This window comes from Streptomyces qaidamensis, from assembly GCF_001611795.1.
Taxonomy (GTDB): domain Bacteria; phylum Actinomycetota; class Actinomycetes; order Streptomycetales; family Streptomycetaceae; genus Streptomyces; species Streptomyces qaidamensis.
Window position 1 is genome coordinate 5129430 of the sequence record NZ_CP015098.1, and the last position, 14659, is coordinate 5144088.

Sequence of the window (14659 nt, forward strand, 5' to 3'; positions counted from 1 at the left end):
CATGCTGCTGACGATCGACGTAGGAAACACCCACACGGTGCTCGGACTGTTCGACGGCGACGAGATCGTCGAACACTGGCGCATCTCCACCGACGCGCGCCGCACGGCCGACGAGCTGGCGGTCCTCCTCCAGGGCCTGATGGGCATGCACCCGCTCCTCGGCGACGAACTGGGCGACGGCATCGACGGCATCGCCATCTGCGCCACCGTCCCCTCGGTCCTGCACGAACTCCGCGAAGTGACGCGCCGCTACTACGGCGACGTCCCGGCGGTCCTCGTCGAACCGGGCGTCAAGACGGGCGTCCCGATCCTGACCGACAACCCCAAGGAGGTCGGCGCGGACCGCATCATCAACGCGGTCGCCGCGGTCGAGCTCTACGGCGGCCCCGCGATCGTCGTCGACTTCGGCACGGCGACGACGTTCGACGCGGTCAGCGCGCGCGGCGAGTACGTCGGCGGGGTCATCGCCCCCGGCATCGAGATCTCCGTCGAGGCCCTCGGCGTCCGAGGCGCCCAGCTCCGCAAGATCGAGGTGGCCCGGCCGCGCAGCGTCATCGGCAAGAACACGGTCGAGGCGATGCAGTCGGGCATCATCTACGGCTTCGCCGGCCAGGTCGACGGCGTGGTCAACCGCATGGCCCGCGAGCTGTCACAGGACGCCGACGACGTCACCGTCATCGCGACGGGCGGTCTTGCGCCGATGGTCCTGGGCGAGTCGTCGGTGATCGACGAGCACGAACCGTGGCTGACGCTGATCGGGCTGCGGCTGGTCTACGAGCGGAACGTGTCGCGCATGTGAGGTCTGCCGGGGCGGGCGGGAGCGCGTGGCGAGGACCAGGTCGCGGTCCTGCACCCCGCCCCGGCAGGCGAGGCCGCGTCCGGCGGCGGGGCGCCCGGCGGTCGGGTCGCGGGGCCCGGCCGCGCGCGGTCCACGGCGGCAAGTGAGTGCATCCGTTCGAAGGCGTCGGCAGCCGCGTCCACGACGCGCTGGGCGGGACGAGTGGTCCCCCACGCCACACCCGCCCCCTATGCGAGATTTGTCTGATTAGCGCGTATCGTCGCCGCATGCCCACGCCATACGGATCCCGCGGCGGCCTGGCGTTCGGCGCGGAGGAGCTGCGTGTGCTCCGCCGCGCTCTCGCCCTTGCCCTCCACCCCACCCCTGCCTCGGCCGACGACGTCCAGGACTGTCTCCGTCTCGCAGAGTCGCTCGACGAGGCGCTGCGGGAAGGGGCCAGGCTGCGCGCCTTCCTCGTGGCCGACCTGGGCCGGTACCGCGCCGCCCTCCCCGGCACCGCCGCCGGCTACCTCGCACTCCTCGACGAGGCGCTGGGTGCCGGTTACCGCCCCCTGTCCGACGACTTCGCCGCCCTGCGCGCCCTGCGCGGCAACCCCGCCGCAGCGGCCCTCCTGGACCGCTGCACGGTCACCCCCCTCACCACCGCCCCTCTCCCCGCGGCCACCGTCCCCGGCTCCCGCACCCGCCTGCTGGCGCTCCCCGGAGGCCGTTGCGCCTCCACCGGCGGCTCCGCGGGGGACGGCCCGGAGAAGCAGCCCGAGAAGAAGCCCGTACGCAAGCCGCCCGCGCCCAAGCCCGCCCCGGCCCCCGCCCCGGGCACCCCGAAACCCTCCCGCCCGATCCCCACCCCGGGCGAGGTCTTCCCGCGCCGCAAACCGACACCGCCGCCCCCGGGCAGCCCCCAGCAGCTCGCCGTGGGCTGACGTGGCTACCCTGGATCCATGGACTACGTCTCCGCGCTCCTGCCCCCGGCCGTCATGGCCGTCTTCTTCATCGGCGTGATCCGGGTGATCGTGAAGACACAGGGCGGCGCCAACAAGGCCAAGGAGGACGCGGCCGTGGACGCCGCCCTGGCGCGCGTGGAAGGCGCCCGTCGGCCCACCGCGACACCCCCCAAGGCCGACGCCTGACCTCACTCCCTCCGAGGGCGTACGACTCGGCGGACCCGCACCTCGCGGCGCCCGCACTTTCGAGTCGTACGCCCTTTTTGTTCCCGTTCGCCGGTGAAGCGCACGTCCGCCACGCCATAACCGGGATCTCCCACTATTGTTCTGAGCTGTGCCTCGCCCATTGGGAGAACTCGAAGACGCGGTCATGTCGCGGGTGTGGAAGTGGAACCGCCCGGTGACCGTTCGAGAAGTCCTGGAAGATCTTCAGAAGGAGCGGTCCATCGCGTACACCACCGTGATGACCGTTTTGGACAATCTCCATCAGAAGGGCTGGGTGCGCCGCGAGGCGGAAGGCCGTGCCTATCGATATGAGGCCGTCTCCACCCGCGCCGCCTACGCAGCCGCCCTGATGAACGACGCCTGGTCGCAGAGCGACAACCCCGCAGCCGCTCTCGTGGCCTTCTTCGGCATGATGAGCGAGGAACAGCGCCGGTCACTCAGCGATGCCGTACGCATCGTCCAGGGCCCGGAAACCCAGGAACCGACCGAACCGTCGGAATCCGCAGAACCGGCCGAACGAGCGGAACCCGGGGAAGGCCCCCCGGAGAACCCCGCCTCCGCTCAGGACGACGGTGGGCGATAGCGTCCGGTCATGTCCGCGAAGAGCCCCGAAGCCACCGCAAAAGCCATCACCGTCCGACGGGCCCGCACCAGCGATGTCCCGGCCGTGCGCCGCCTCCTTGACGCCTACGTCCGCGGCGGCATCCTGCTCGACAAAGCGACGGTGACGCTTTACGAGGACATCCAGGAGTTCTGGGTCGCGGAACGGGACGACAACGCCGAGGTCGTCGGCTGCGGCGCGCTGCACGTGATGTGGGAAGACCTCGCGGAAGTCCGCACTCTCGCGGTGAAGCCCGGCCTGAAGGGGGCGGGTGTCGGACACCATGTGCTGGGGAAGTTGCTGCAGACCGCCCGCTGGCTCGGTGTTCGCCGTGTTTTCTGCCTGACCTTCGAAGTCGACTTCTTCACCAAGCACGGCTTCGTGGAGATCGGCGAGACGCCCGTCGACACGGATGTCTACGCGGAGCTGCTGCGTTCCTATGACGAGGGTGTCGCGGAGTTCCTCGGACTCGAACGAGTGAAACCGAACACCTTGGGCAACAGCCGGATGCTTCTGCATCTGTGATCGCCGGCCGCTAGTGGGCCGCAAGAGCGTCCGGCCGGTTCGTCAAGGCATATTCCGCGACGCCCGCCCCTGCCCCGGTGCCCTATGTCCGAAACGCGCACGTTTCCGGACCGAGCCCGGGCTGCCGGTCTCTGCCGGGGGTTTGTGTTTTCCCGGCAAAAGCGGTTTGCTTTCCGAGGTACTGCAGTACTGCATATAACAGGGGACGGCGATACGGCGGACGCCGGCACTCCCCCGGCCCTTGAAGATATCGATGAAAGGAAATCCGGTGGCACAGAAGGTTCAGGTCCTTCTTGTCGACGACCTCGACGGTGGCGAGGCGGACGAGACCGTGACGTTCGCGCTGGACGGCAAGACGTACGAGATCGATCTCACCACTGCCAATGCGGACAAGCTCCGTGGCCTTCTCGAGCCTTACGTGAAGGGCGGTCGGCGTACCGGAGGCCGCGCTTCGGGCGGGCGCGGAAAGGCGCGCGCCGCGTCGAGCGGCAGCCAGGACACCGCGGCGATCCGCGCCTGGGCGAAGGAGAACGGCTACGAGGTCAACGACCGCGGCCGTGTTCCCGCGACCATCCGCGAGGCTTACGAGAAGGCCAACGGCTGATCAGCGGCACTACCGACCCTGCGCAGGCAAGGCCGGTGGCTGGGCGCCCGCGCGCCGCAGCCGGACCCGGTGACACTGGGTGGCCACCGTGTTCACCAGCCGCACGAGATCGGGGGCATTCCCACCGCCCCCCAGCGCCGACAGTGTCGGCAGCGAGGCCTCGACCTCGCATCCCGGCTCGGGGGGCCGCAGCCACACGGCGGCCCCCTGGGAACCGGCCCGGCCCGGGCGGCCGGGCGGCAGTGGCGCGCCCCTGAGCGGTGCGTCCCCCTCCTCGCGTGGCACCGGGCGCGACGGCGCCTCCATGACACCGCCCTCCCCGATCGCCCCGAGATCCAGCGGCAGCGATCCCCAGTCCAGCCACTCCAGCAACCCGGGAAGCTCCTCCGCGCCGCCCACGGCCACCAGGAGCAGCATCCGGTCGCCGTGCAGGGCGACGGGAGAGCACGGCGCCAGGCGCCGCAGCGCGGCGTGCCCCGCCTCCGCAGGGACGTCCAGGACGTCGTAGCGCACCCCCACCGCCAGCCGCAGTGGATCGCCGGGCACCGTCGGCCACCCCAGTTCGTTCTCGTACCACCGCCGGACCTGACCGCTCGCGCCGGCCGCGTCGAGCGGCCGGCGGGGGAGCGGAAGGAGCCGGGATGCGGACGCGGTCACGGGGTGCGGGGCGCCGAACATGCCAAGTGCAACAGCCGGAAGGCCGTGCGAGTTACGCTGGGTGGCGCCGCAAGTGCACAGAGTGGCGAACTGGGGGCGTGCGGGGGGTGCGGGGAGGCGCAAGGTTGTTCGCCCGTAGCGGAGGGAACGGGGGCGCTCGGCATGGACTTCCGGTCCCCACGGGTAAGACATCCCTAGTGGGAGGGGGCGACACGCAGGAAAGGCCGTCTCACGTTCGCCATCGGCGTACTGGCGAGTGGGGTATCTGCCTGGCCTGCGGGAACATCGTCTCGCACCATCGGGTTGGAGCAGATGTCGGCGTTCGGGGTCAGGAGGCCAAGGACGGTGTCGGCAGTTGGAATGAGCGGTCCCCGCTTGCGGGACTAAGCTGCGGAAGGACAGGGAGGGGAAGTTCCCCCCACTGCCTGACCGCTCTGAGGAGCGATTAACGATGTTCGAGAGGTTCACCGACCGCGCGCGGCGGGTTGTCGTCCTGGCTCAGGAAGAAGCCCGGATGCTCAACCACAACTACATCGGCACTGAGCACATCCTCCTGGGCCTGATCCACGAGGGTGAAGGTGTCGCCGCCAAGGCCCTTGAGAGCCTCGGGATTTCGCTCGAGGCGGTCCGCCAGCAGGTGGAGGAGATCATCGGCCAGGGCCAGCAGGCCCCGTCCGGCCACATCCCCTTCACCCCCCGTGCCAAGAAGGTCCTGGAGCTGTCGCTCCGCGAGGCCCTTCAGCTGGGCCACAACTACATCGGCACGGAGCACATCCTGCTCGGCCTGATCCGCGAGGGCGAGGGCGTCGCCGCCCAGGTCCTCGTCAAGCTGGGCGCAGATCTCAACCGGGTGCGGCAGCAGGTCATCCAGCTGCTCTCCGGTTACCAGGGCAAGGAGACCGCCGCCGCCGGCGGCCCTGCAGAGGGCACCCCCTCCACGTCCCTGGTCCTCGACCAGTTCGGCCGGAACCTCACCCAGGCCGCTCGTGAGTCCAAGCTCGACCCGGTCATCGGGCGCGAGAAGGAGATCGAGCGGGTCATGCAGGTGCTGTCCCGCCGTACCAAGAACAACCCGGTCCTGATCGGTGAGCCCGGCGTCGGCAAGACCGCCGTCGTCGAGGGCCTCGCCCAGGCCATCGTCAAGGGCGAGGTGCCCGAGACCCTCAAGGACAAGCACCTCTACACCCTGGACCTCGGCGCCCTGGTCGCCGGCTCCCGCTACCGCGGTGACTTCGAGGAGCGCCTGAAGAAGGTCCTCAAGGAGATCCGCACCCGCGGCGACATCATCCTGTTCATCGACGAGCTGCACACGCTGGTCGGTGCGGGTGCCGCCGAGGGCGCCATCGACGCGGCTTCCATCCTGAAGCCGATGCTGGCCCGCGGTGAGCTGCAGACCATCGGTGCCACCACGCTGGACGAGTACCGCAAGCACCTGGAGAAGGACGCGGCCCTGGAGCGCCGCTTCCAGCCCATCCAGGTCGCGGAGCCGTCCCTGCCGCACACGATCGAGATCCTCAAGGGTCTGCGCGACCGGTACGAGGCCCACCACCGGGTCTCCATCACCGACGAGGCGCTGGTCCAGGCCGCCACGCTGGCCGACCGGTACATCTCGGACCGCTTCCTGCCGGACAAGGCGATCGACCTGATCGACGAGGCCGGTTCCCGGATGCGCATCCGCCGGATGACCGCGCCGCCGGACCTGCGCGAGTTCGACGAGAAGATCGCCGGCGTCCGCCGCGACAAGGAGTCCGCGATCGACTCGCAGGACTTCGAGAAGGCCGCCTCCCTGCGCGACAAGGAGAAGCAGCTCCTGGCCGCCAAGGCCAAGCGTGAGAAGGAGTGGAAGGCCGGCGACATGGACGTCGTCGCCGAGGTCGACGGCGAGCTGATCGCCGAGGTCCTCGCGACGGCCACCGGCATCCCGGTCTTCAAGCTGACCGAGGAGGAGTCCAGCCGCCTGCTCCGCATGGAGGACGAGCTCCACAAGCGGGTCATCGGCCAGGTCGACGCCGTCAAGGCGCTGTCGAAGGCTATCCGCCGTACGCGTGCCGGTCTGAAGGACCCCAAGCGCCCCGGTGGCTCGTTCATCTTCGCCGGCCCGTCCGGTGTGGGTAAGACGGAGCTGTCCAAGGCGCTCGCGGAGTTCCTCTTCGGCGACGAGGACGCGCTGATCTCCCTCGACATGTCGGAGTTCAGCGAGAAGCACACGGTCTCGCGTCTCTTCGGTTCGCCCCCCGGCTACGTGGGCTACGAGGAGGGCGGCCAGCTGACGGAGAAGGTCCGCCGCAAGCCGTTCTCGGTCGTCCTGTTCGACGAGGTCGAGAAGGCCCACCCGGACATCTTCAACTCGCTGCTGCAGATCCTGGAGGACGGTCGCCTGACCGACTCCCAGGGCCGGGTCGTGGACTTCAAGAACACGGTCATCATCATGACGACCAACCTCGGCACCCGGGACATCTCCAAGGGCTTCAACCTGGGCTTCGCCGCCCAGGGCGACACCAAGTCCAACTACGAGCGCATGAAGAACAAGGTCTCGGACGAGCTCAAGCAGCACTTCCGGCCCGAGTTCCTCAACCGAGTCGACGACGTGGTCGTCTTCCCGCAGCTCAGCCAGGACGACATCCTCAAGATCGTCGACCTGATGATCGACAAGGTGGACGAGCGCCTGAAGGACCGGGACATGGGCATCGAGCTCTCCCAGTCCGCCAAGGAGCTGCTGTCCAAGAAGGGTTACGACCCGGTGCTGGGTGCGCGTCCGCTGCGTCGCACCATCCAGCGCGAGATCGAGGACTCGCTGTCGGAGAAGATCCTCTTCGGCGAGCTGCGCCCGGGTCACATCGTGGTCGTCGACACGGAGGGCGAGGGTGAGACCAAGACCTTCACCTTCCGCGGCGAGGAGAAGGCGGCCCTCCCGGACGTCCCGCCGATCGAGCAGGCGGCCGGTGGCACGGGTCCGAACCTGAGCAAGGACGCGTAAGCGTCACGGCCGAGTGAAAGGGGCCGGTGCCTTCCGGGGCACCGGCCCCTTTCCCGTGCCCGGGGTCAGATACGGAAGATCTCGGCGGTGGGGAAGAGCTCGGCGTAGGGGTCGAGGGACTCCGTACTGCTGAGCGGGGTGGCGACGCCCACGGTGCGCAGTCCGGGCAGGCGCGAGGCGAGAACCCGCAGCGCCTCCGGCGGCGGTGGATCGGCGAGGAACTGAAGGTCCCGGACGCCGGGCAGTTCCGGCATGGCGTCGTGCGCGTAGGCCTCGGGCTGCCCGTAGAGCGACAGCGTCGTGAGCGCCGGGAGGCCGGCCACCTCGGACCAGTCCTCGGCACCGAGGCGCTGCACGCCGGACACGCCGAACGCGAGGGACTGGAGCGTGGGCCACCGGGTCAGACCGCGCAGCCCCGTCGAGCGGATGGACCCCATCCCCAGGAAGAGACTCAGCAGGGGCGCCTCGACGGGGAGGACGTCGGTGAGGACGTCCCCCGGAAGACTCTGGGCGATGGAGAGCCGCGTGAGCCGCGTCAGCGAGCCCAGCCCGGTGAGGTCCGCCCCGCGGTCGAAGACCGACAGGTCGGTGAGCGGCAGGTCCGCCAGGCTCGACAGGCCCACGGCGTCCGGGCAGCGCTGGAGCCACAGGGAGGTCAGGGACCGTAACGCCCGGAGCTCCCCCAGATGACCGAGGCCCGGGTTGTTCCGCAGGTGCAGCAAGCGGACCTCGCAGGGGTCGGGGACGCAGTCGATGAGCGCGGCCGCGGTGAGCGGGCCGTCGAACCGCAGCCGGTGCCAGGGGCGCATCAAGCGGAGCGCCGCTCGCTGCTCGGCCGACTCGCAGACCAGGGAGAGGCCGTCCCGCTCCAGGTGGTCGAGCACCTCGATCGCGTACTCGCGCGTGTCGAAGCGGCTCCAGGTGCCGGCCAGCTGGCGCCGTACGTCGAGATCCGGATGGTGCCGGAACCGGCGCAGCACCGCCAGGGCGCCCTCGTCCTCCTCCGCCCCGAGGAGTGACGCGGTGACGGCGACGCCGTGGGCTTCCTCGGCGGTCAGTCCCTCCGGCCCGGGCAGCAGCTCCAGGACCAGCAGGCCCGCCTCCGCGAGGGCCTTCGCCTCCTCCGTCGTACGTGGCGGAACGAGCGCCCCGGCCCGTTCCTCCACCTCCGCCCGCACCCCGGGATCCAGGGCTGCGGCGTGTTCGAGGCAGGCCAGGGCGAGGAGGGTCAGCCGCGGGGCGCCCTCGGCCAGCAGCCGGCGCAGCAGGGTCGCCCGTTCCCGGGGACGGGCGTGCGCGACCGCCATGCGGATCACGTCCTCCCAGAGGCTGTCGCCCGCGTGCCCGGCGAGGACGTCCAGGTGGCCCTCCTCGACGGCGTAGCGGGCGCCCAGGTAGTCCTGGAAGGTGCGGTGGACGAAGTCGACGACGCCCTCGCCGGGCCGGCGGAGCAGGCCGCTGCGGAGCAGGAGCGTGCGCAGCACCGCCTCGGCGTCACCCTGGCCCGACCCCGGCGCGACGACCGGCAGACAGCGGGCCACGATGCCCTCGGCCGTCTCCAGGTCCATCTCCGTGTTGCCGCTCAGCACCAGCGCGTAGGCCAGGCGCTGGAGCACCTCCAGCTGGGCCTCCTCGCCCAGCTCGACGCCGTCCACCGCGCCCATGCCCCGCTCCCGGTCACGGCGTGCGAGCAGCATGGCGAGGGCGGCGTCGTACAGCTCCTTGCGGCCGGTGGGCAGGTAGCCCCGCCGCTCCCGGTGGAGGGCGCAGATCAGGCCGCACATCAGGGGGTTGGTGGCGAGGCGGGCCAGGTCCCGTTTGGTGCGCAGGGAGTCCAGGAGCTGTGTCTCGTACTCGGGCGCCTGCGCGGCCGCGTGCCAGCGGTGCACGAACGTGGCCACGTCGGCGCGGCGCATCGGGGTGAGGGTCAGTTCGCTGAAGCCCTCGGTGGCCAGCCAGTCCGGGCGTACGGCGGTGGGGCGTGAGGTCAGCAGCCAGTGGTTGCCGGGGAAGGCGTGGATCAGGGCGAGCAGCCAGTCGCGGGTGCGGTGCCGGTCGGCGGCGGGGATCTCGTCCAGGCCGTCGACCAGGACCAGCCCGCGCCCGGCCGTCAGGACGCGATCCGCCCAGCCCTCCGGCGGGGTGAGGGGGCAGCCCGCCGCCGTGAGGAAGGCCGCTGGCGCGGGGAGCGCGCCCGAGCGGACCAGGGTGCGCAGGGGGAGGACGAACGGGACGCGGGTCGCGTCCCGGGCGGCGGTCACCGCCAGCCACTGGACGAGCGTGGTTTTGCCGGAGCCGGCGTCGCCGCGCAGCATGACGAGGTCGTGGCTGCTGAGGGCCTCCTCGGCGGGCAGCCGGGCGGCGGCGGTGGCGGCGCCCGTGTGCTCGCCCGGCGGCGTGTCGGACACGCCGGTCTGCTCGCCGCTCGTCGCCTCCAGGCTGAGGTAGGCGACCTCCAGGGGCCAGCGGTCGGGGGAGTCGCGCAGGTCGATGCCGTAGATGGTGATGTGGTTGTGGCGTTCGGCGACGTAGGGCAGATACCGGCGTTCGAAGGCGGCGTCCCGGCCGTCCGGGCGGGGCGTGCGGGTGATCAGCTCGTCGACCTTGGCGATCAGTTCCGCCTGGGCACGGGTCTGTTCGATGAGGGTGCGCGCGACAAACGTGGAGCGGCGGGTGAAGAACTCCAGGATGTTCAGGCACGCCCACTCGGTCGCGTAGTCCAGGAAGTGGCAGGCGTCCGTGGACAGACCGTCGGGGGCGGGGCCTGCGCGGTGCAGTCTCATGGCCAGCTCGCGGTGACCCAGGCGGACCGCCTGGACGTCGTCCATGTCGAGGTCGCCGAGGGCGAGGAGCCTGCGGGCCAGGGTGTCGGTGACCGCGATCCGCTCGTCGGGCGGGAAGGGCGGCTCGCCGGGGGAGTCCACCGCCTGCGCCACGAGTCGCGCGGCGAGCCTGTGGACGCCCCGCTCGTCCAGGGTGCGTTTCTCGCCCCGGAAGGACACGAGAGCGGACAGGCGCACGGGCTTGTCGACCAGGCCCGCTCCCGGTCCGTCCGGGCGGAAGAGCTTCTTCAGCAGCGGGGTCACCAGTGCGGACGCCAGCTTGCCGCCGAGTACCGTCGGATCCAACCGCCTCACCCCCGTGACCGCGTGAACGGGGGTGAGACTACTAGCAGTTGACCAGGCGGGTCAGGACAGCTGTCCGTCGTAGTCGGGCAGTTTGTACGTCTTCTCGGCGTGGCCGCCGGAGAGGTCGGTGCTGCTGTTGCCGATGTTCGCGATGATCGTGTAGCCCTTGCGCTCGATGTCGACGCGCTGGGCCGTCTTGTACTCGGCGACGTTCTTGAAGAGGTCGATGAAGTTACGGACGTAGAGCCCCGAGACCTGGTAGCCCGTCTGCTTGAGGTTGTACTGGGTGAACGAGGCGATGATGTCCGGCCGGGCGGTCACGAAGAAGAGGGCGACGCCGCGTTCCTGCGCGTATCTGGCGGCCGCCAGGACCGGCTTGTTGGCCGGTTGCGGGTAGCTGAAGCCGAAGTCCGTCTCCAGCGCGGTGTTGTCGATGTCGAGGACGATCGCCTGCTTCTCGCCCGGCTTCGCGGCCGCGATCCGCTGCTTCAGATAGGGCAGTGCCTGGTCCATCACAGCCTGGCAGTCCTTCTGCCAGGTGCCGTAGTCGACGTCTGCGGCTGCGGCGGCGGCCGTGGAGGCCCGGGTGGCGGTGGTGGCGTCGGCCGGTGCGGCCATCGCCAGGAGGGCTGCGGCCGATACGGCGGTCACTGATGCGCGGCGCAACCAGGGGCGTCGGGTCTGCATGTCGTGGGGGTCCTCTCACGTCCGTGACGCTGCCAACATGTCGTGTGCATGCTTGTGCGCGAGGGTGGCGTGAGGGGAACCGTAGGGTTACCGGACGGTAGGTGCCTAGAGGCGTGCGCCACATTCCAGGAATGGCCGAAGAGTGCCCCCGGTGACATGCCGCACAGGCGATATGTCCGTTACTAGCTGGAATAGTGGACAACGGAACGGGAGAAAAGGGATTCTTGCCCTATCGCAGGTGTCGAAGCGCGGGCTAATGCCCTGATTCGTCCCGAATGACTGCTGTGTCAAGAGACGTAGAACACTGAACCAAATTACTAACTAGCGTCGTAGATCACGCTTTTGGGTGTTTGTCGGACCCCGGGTTACCAAGGGATGGCCACACGGCGAGCGACTGTGCGCCGGGTGGTTTTCTCCGTCCCCTTCCATACGAGGTTTCGATGTCCCAGCGCGTCACGTCCCGTTCTTCCCGTACGTCCCAGCTCCGCACCCGTGCGACCGTGCTGGCCGCCGGCCTTGGTGTCTCGGTCGCACTGGGAGCCGGGGTCGCGTCCGCCGCCGACACCACGGCCGCGTCCGGTGCCGCCAGTGCCGTCCAGGCGCAGGCCGCCGCCCAGGCCAAGGCCGCCAAGGCCGAGGCCGTGAAGGCCGAGAAGGCCGCCGCGAAGAAGGCCGCTGCCGCGAAGGCGGCCGCCAAGAAGGCCGCGCCCTCCTGGGTCGACCCGGTGAAGAAGTACAAGCTCTCCGCGTCCTTCGCCCAGAACGGCGGCATGTGGCAGTCCACCCACAGCGGTCAGGACTTCGCCGTGCCGACCGGCACCCAGGTCGTCGCCACCCACGGCGGCACCGTGGTCAAGGCCGGCGGCAACGGCGCCGGTGACGGTCCCGCGTACGGCAACGCCGTCGTGATCAAGCACGGCAACGGCACGTACTCCCAGTACGCCCACCTGTCGAAGGTCACCGTGCGGGTCGGCCAGATCGTCAAGACCGGCCAGGAGATCGCCAAGTCCGGCAACACCGGCAACTCCAGCGGTCCGCACCTGCACTTCGAGATCCGCACGACCCCGAACTACGGCTCGGCGGTCGACCCGGTGAAGTTCCTGCGCGCCAAGGGCGTGAAGGTCTGATCCGCCTTTGAGGGGCAGGCACTAGGAGCCCCCGGCTCCCCGGTGGGCCTGGGTCACCAGGTCCGTGGCGACCTCGAGGACGGCTTTGCTCTTCTCCTCGGGGTCGTCTCCCATGTCCGGGAGCAGGAACATGCCGGCGTGCAGCGTGAAGATCGCGCTGGCGTAGCGGACCTGGTCTACCAGGGCGGCGTCCGGGTCGACGATGATGTCGCGCAGGCTGTGGATGCGCGCCTTGAAGGAGTCGCCGATCCGCAGGTCCCGTACCGTCGCCTGGTTCTCGTGCATGAAGCGGAACAGCGGCGCCGCCTCGGCGAGCGCGTCGGCGTAGCGGCGGATGATCTCCTGCTTGGTCGCGAGGGTGTGCGGCTGCTGCCGGCCCCACTCGATCAGGTCCTCGATCGGCTGGGTGAGGTCCTCGAAGATGCTGACGAGGATCTCTTCCTTCGTCTTGAAGTGGTAGTAGAGCGCCGCCTTGGTGACGTCCAGGTGCTCGGCGATCTCGCGCAGGGATGTCTTCTCGTAGCCCTGCTCCGCGAAGAGTCCGAGGGCCACGTCCTGGATGCGCCGGCGGGTGTTCCCGCGGCGCCGCTGCCTGGTGCCGTCCATGGTGCCGCCCATCCTCCTACGCCCCCCCGCTTTCCATAAAACTTACTTGACGCCCGGCTAGTTCCAGGTCTAGCTTCCGAGTGTAGTCACTAGCCGGTCGGCAAGTAAGTAGCAGTGGTGAGTAGCGGTAGTGGGGGAGTGGGAAGCGATGACGGACACGACGGACACACCGGCGGCCGACGCCGGGGAGAAACAGCCCAAGAGCGTGCGGGTGGTCCTGCTCGCGCTGATGATCGCCATGATGCTCGCGATGCTCGACAACATGATCATCGGTACGGCGATGCCGACGATCGTCGGTGAGCTGGGCGGGCTCGAACACCTCTCCTGGGTCGTCACCGCCTACACGCTCGCGACCGCGGCCTCCACCCCGCTGTGGGGCAAGCTCGGCGACATGTACGGCCGCAAGGGCACGTTCCTGTCGTCCATCGTCCTCTTCCTCATCGGCTCCGCGCTCAGCGGCATGGCCCAGAACATGGGCGAACTGATCGGCTTCCGCGCCGTGCAGGGCCTCGGCGCCGGCGGTCTGATGGTCGGCGTCATGGCGATCATCGGCGACCTGATTCCGCCCCGGGAGCGCGGCAAGTACCAGGGCATGATGGCCGGCGTCATGGCGCTGGCGATGATCGGCGGTCCGCTGGTCGGCGGCACCATCACCGACAACTGGGGCTGGCGCTGGGCCTTCTACATCAACCCCCCCCTCGGCGCGGTCGCGCTGGTCGCCGTCAGTGCCGTGCTGCACCTGCCGAAGAAGCGTTCCAAGGCGCGGATCGACTACCTGGGCGCCGGGCTGCTGACCGTGGGCATCACCGCGATCGTGCTCGTGACGACCTGGGGCGGCACGGAGTACGCCTGGGGCTCCGCGCGGATCATGGAGCTGATCGGCATCGGGGTCGCCGCCCTGGTCGGATTCGTGTTCTGGCAGACCAGGGCCGCCGAGCCGGTGGTTCCGCTGCACATCTTCCGCAGCCTGAACTTCACGCTGATGTCGGTCATCGGCTTCATCACCGGCTTCGTGATGTTCGGCGCCACGCTCTTCCTGCCGCTGTACCAGCAGTCCGTGCAGGGGGCCTCCGCGACGAACTCCGGGCTGCTGCTCCTGCCGATGCTCGGCGCGATGCTGGTGACCTCGATGGTCGCCGGGCGGGTGACCACGAACACCGGCAAGTACAAGGTCTTCCCGGTCCTCGGCAGCGCGCTGATGATCGTCGGGCTCTATCTGCTGTCCACGATGGACACCGGGACCTCCCGTCTGACGTCCGGTGTCTTCATGGCCGTGGTCGGGCTCGGCATGGGCTGCCTGATGCAGATCACCATGCTGGTCGCGCAGAACAGCGTGGAGATGAAGGACATGGGCGTCGCGTCCTCGTCGACCACTCTGTTCCGTACGCTCGGCTCCTCCTTCGGCGTCGCGATCATGGGCGCCCTGTTCAACAACCGCGTCCAGGACGTCATGAGCGAGCGGGCCGGGGCGCTGGGCTCCAAGGTGACCGAGCAGTCGGCCCAGCTCGACGCGAAGAGCTTGGAGAAGCTGCCGGTGCTGGCCCGGGAGGCGTACCAGCACGCGGTCTCCTCCGGCACCCACTCGGCGTTCCTGCTGGGCGCCGTGGTCGCGGTGGTCGCCCTCGCGGCGGCCGTGTTCGTGAAGGAGGTGCCGCTGCGGGGAGCGGGACCGAAGGAGGACGGCAAGCCGGACGCCCCGGCGGCGCAGCCACCCGTGGCCGAGACCGTCTGACCGCACCGCAGGAGGTCCCCGGGAGTGTCCGCCCGGGGGCCTTCGTC

The 14659-nt window shown here is 69.7% G+C and carries 13 protein-coding genes and 1 pseudogene; 9 read left to right on the top strand and 5 right to left on the bottom strand.

What is annotated here, in order from left to right; all coding sequences use genetic code 11:
• Nucleotide 1: 1 nt before the first annotated feature.
• The gene (locus tag A4E84_RS22795) at nt 2-799 is read left to right on the top strand and encodes a type III pantothenate kinase (protein ID WP_033310333.1); all 798 of its coding nucleotides are present in this window, start codon (nt 2-4) and stop codon (nt 797-799) included.
• 30 nt (nt 800-829) lie between these two features.
• Here A4E84_RS22795 and A4E84_RS45805 read toward each other — a convergent pair.
• Nucleotides 830-984, bottom strand: a pseudogene (locus A4E84_RS45805) (HEAT repeat domain-containing protein); the annotation flags it as partial.
• An 81-nt stretch (nt 985-1065) separates the two neighbouring features.
• On the opposite strand from A4E84_RS45805, the gene A4E84_RS22800 reads away from it, so the two are divergent.
• The 5 genes from A4E84_RS22800 to A4E84_RS22820 all read left to right on the top strand — a co-directional run bounded on the left by A4E84_RS22800 (nt 1066) and on the right by A4E84_RS22820 (nt 3698).
• The gene (locus A4E84_RS22800) at nt 1066-1722 is read left to right on the top strand and encodes a hypothetical protein (protein WP_107308365.1); all 657 of its coding nucleotides are present in this window, start codon (nt 1066-1068) and stop codon (nt 1720-1722) included.
• Nucleotides 1723-1740: 18 nt separating this feature from the next.
• Nucleotides 1741-1929 (top strand): hypothetical protein, encoded by a 189-nt coding sequence (locus A4E84_RS22805; protein ID WP_062928366.1) that lies wholly within the window; start codon nt 1741-1743, stop codon nt 1927-1929.
• Between the two features lie 184 nt (nt 1930-2113).
• Nucleotides 2114-2551, top strand: a complete 438-nt coding sequence (locus A4E84_RS22810) for a BlaI/MecI/CopY family transcriptional regulator (RefSeq protein WP_062928367.1) — start codon at nt 2114-2116, stop codon at nt 2549-2551.
• A 9-nt stretch (nt 2552-2560) separates the two neighbouring features.
• The gene (locus A4E84_RS22815) at nt 2561-3094 is read left to right on the top strand and encodes an amino-acid N-acetyltransferase (RefSeq protein WP_062928368.1); all 534 of its coding nucleotides are present in this window, start codon (nt 2561-2563) and stop codon (nt 3092-3094) included.
• 268 nt (nt 3095-3362) lie between these two features.
• On the top strand, nt 3363-3698 hold the full coding sequence (locus tag A4E84_RS22820) for a histone-like nucleoid-structuring protein Lsr2 (RefSeq protein WP_010048839.1): 336 nt from the start codon (nt 3363-3365) through the stop codon (nt 3696-3698).
• 9 nt (nt 3699-3707) lie between these two features.
• Here A4E84_RS22820 and A4E84_RS22825 read toward each other — a convergent pair whose 3' ends face one another.
• Nucleotides 3708-4376 (bottom strand): SCO3374 family protein, encoded by a 669-nt coding sequence (locus A4E84_RS22825; RefSeq protein WP_062928369.1) that lies wholly within the window; start codon nt 4374-4376, stop codon nt 3708-3710.
• Nucleotides 4377-4806: 430 nt separating this feature from the next.
• Between A4E84_RS22825 and A4E84_RS22830 the strand changes: the two genes are divergently transcribed.
• Entirely contained in the window at nt 4807-7332 is a 2526-nt protein-coding gene (locus A4E84_RS22830; protein WP_062928370.1) for an ATP-dependent Clp protease ATP-binding subunit, read from the top strand.
• A gap of 65 nt (nt 7333-7397) precedes the next feature.
• Here A4E84_RS22830 and A4E84_RS22835 read toward each other — a convergent pair whose 3' ends face one another.
• Nucleotides 7398-10460 carry an NACHT domain-containing protein gene (locus tag A4E84_RS22835; protein WP_062928371.1) on the bottom strand — a complete coding sequence of 1021 codons (3063 nt, stop codon included), beginning with the start codon at nt 10458-10460 and terminating at the stop codon, nt 7398-7400.
• 60 nt (nt 10461-10520) lie between these two features.
• Nucleotides 10521-11147, bottom strand: a complete 627-nt coding sequence (locus tag A4E84_RS22840; RefSeq protein WP_062928372.1) for an HAD family acid phosphatase — start codon at nt 11145-11147, stop codon at nt 10521-10523.
• Between the two features lie 440 nt (nt 11148-11587).
• Here A4E84_RS22840 and A4E84_RS22845 point away from each other — a divergent pair, with 440 nt between their 5' ends.
• On the top strand, nt 11588-12274 hold the full coding sequence (locus A4E84_RS22845) for a M23 family metallopeptidase (protein WP_062928373.1): 687 nt from the start codon (nt 11588-11590) through the stop codon (nt 12272-12274).
• A gap of 21 nt (nt 12275-12295) precedes the next feature.
• Here A4E84_RS22845 and A4E84_RS22850 read toward each other — a convergent pair whose 3' ends face one another.
• The gene (locus A4E84_RS22850) at nt 12296-12892 is read right to left on the bottom strand and encodes a TetR/AcrR family transcriptional regulator (RefSeq protein ID WP_062928374.1); all 597 of its coding nucleotides are present in this window, start codon (nt 12890-12892) and stop codon (nt 12296-12298) included.
• 136 nt (nt 12893-13028) lie between these two features.
• Between A4E84_RS22850 and A4E84_RS22855 the strand changes: the two genes are divergently transcribed.
• Nucleotides 13029-14612 (top strand): MDR family MFS transporter, encoded by a 1584-nt coding sequence (locus A4E84_RS22855; RefSeq protein WP_062928375.1) that lies wholly within the window; start codon nt 13029-13031, stop codon nt 14610-14612.
• Nucleotides 14613-14659 lie beyond the last annotated feature (47 nt).